The organism is Brevibacterium picturae (genome assembly GCF_030453725.1).
Taxonomy (GTDB): domain Bacteria; phylum Actinomycetota; class Actinomycetes; order Actinomycetales; family Brevibacteriaceae; genus Brevibacterium; species Brevibacterium sandarakinum_A.
The window spans coordinates 1-1620 of record NZ_JAKDJU010000336.1; the positions used below are offsets into that span (position 1 = coordinate 1).

The window sequence follows — 1620 nt, forward strand, 5'->3', positions numbered from 1 at the left end:
GCGGGCCCTTGGCGCGCAGGCTCTTCTTCCTGCAGCTCGCGCTCATCGTCATCGTGTGTGCTGCACTGAGCGTCACCAGCTACGTTTCGACACTCAACTCCGCCCGGCAGGCCACCTCCGAACGGGTGCTGTCCATCGCCGAGACGCTGGCCCACGACCCCTACGTCATCAGGTCTGTGGACGCCTCGGACGCCTCGGCGAAGCTGCAGCCGTATGCGCTGACCGTCATCTCCACCGCCGAAGTCGATTTCGTGACGATCATGGACCGCGACCGGACCCGGTACACGCATCCTGATCCTGATCAGTTGGGCAAGGACTACATCGGCAGCATCGATCGGGCGCTGGCCGGGCAGAGCCACATCGAGAACTATGTGGGGACGCTGGGGGAGTCGGTGCGGGCGATCGTGCCCGTGACCGACGAGTCCGGAGACGTGAGGGCGATGGTCGCGGTCGGGGTGACCGTCGAGACGATGTCGGTGGCCCGGGCGGCCGCACTGCCGCAGATCATCGTCGTCGGACTCGCCGCGATCGCCCTCGGCGGACTGGGCTCGTGGATCCTCAGCCGCTACCTGCGACGAGTGACCTTGGGGTATGGGCCCGAGCAGCTCAAGTCCCTGTTCGCGTTCTACGACTCCGCGCTGCATTCCCTGCGCGAGGGACTCATCCTCGTCGACGATGATGGGCAGCTGGTGCTCTACAACGATGAGGCCGCGGCGCTGCTGGGCCTGCCCGATCCCGATGACCGCACCCCCATTCCCCTCGCCGAGGTGGCCCTGCCCTCGTCCGTGTCATCTTTGTTGTCGTCGGGTCGGGATGCCGTCGATGAGATCCACCTGACCCGGGATCGGGTGCTGGTGGTCAACCAGAAGCAGGCGAGCCAACCGGAGCGCGGAGGATTCAGGTCGGGAAGTGTTTCCAGTTCCGGAGGTGGCTCCGGCTCCGACTTCGGTGGGACCGTGGCGACCCTGCGCGATCGCACGGACATTCAGGAGCTCACCGGCGAACTCGAGACGATGCGGACCCTGTCCGATGCGCTGCGGGCCCAGACCCATGAGCATTCGAACCGCCTGCACACGGTGGCCACGCTCATCGAGCTGGGGCGCTCCCGTGAAGCCCTCGACTTCGCGGTCCGCGATCAGCAGGAGTCGCAGAGGCTCACCGATTCGTTCGTCGATGCCCTCGATGAACCTTTCGTCACGGCCCTGATGATCGGCAAGGCTGCTCAGGCCCACGAGCGCGGAGTCGAGCTCACTGTCACCGCTGCGGGGGAGCTGCCGCCCCATAGCCTCGACGCCCGTGACCTGGTCACCGTCGCCGGCAACCTCCTCGACAATGCCATCGATGCCGCGGCGCCCTCGGAGGAACGGCATGTGTGGGCGGACTTCGTCGCCGCCGAAGGGGAGCTGATCATCACGATTGCGGACTCCGGGCCGGGAATCGACACGGAGGAGTTCGACGCCATCTTCCACCTCGGCGCTTCTGGGAAGGCTGCTCCGGTTGGATCCGGTGGCCGAGGTTTCGGGTTGGTGCTGGTGCGCCAGGCTGTGACGAGACTCGGCGGAGATCTCGAGGTCGAATCCGACGGGGGAGCGATCTTCACGGTGACATTGCCGCTGACTG

Annotated in this window: 1 protein-coding gene; it reads left to right on the forward strand. The window is 66.2% G+C overall.

Going from position 1 to position 1620, the window contains the following annotated elements:
- Positions 1-1620, forward strand: a 1620-nt coding sequence (locus L0G76_RS16150; protein WP_487247016.1) for an ATP-binding protein, incomplete at both ends; no start/stop codon positions are given.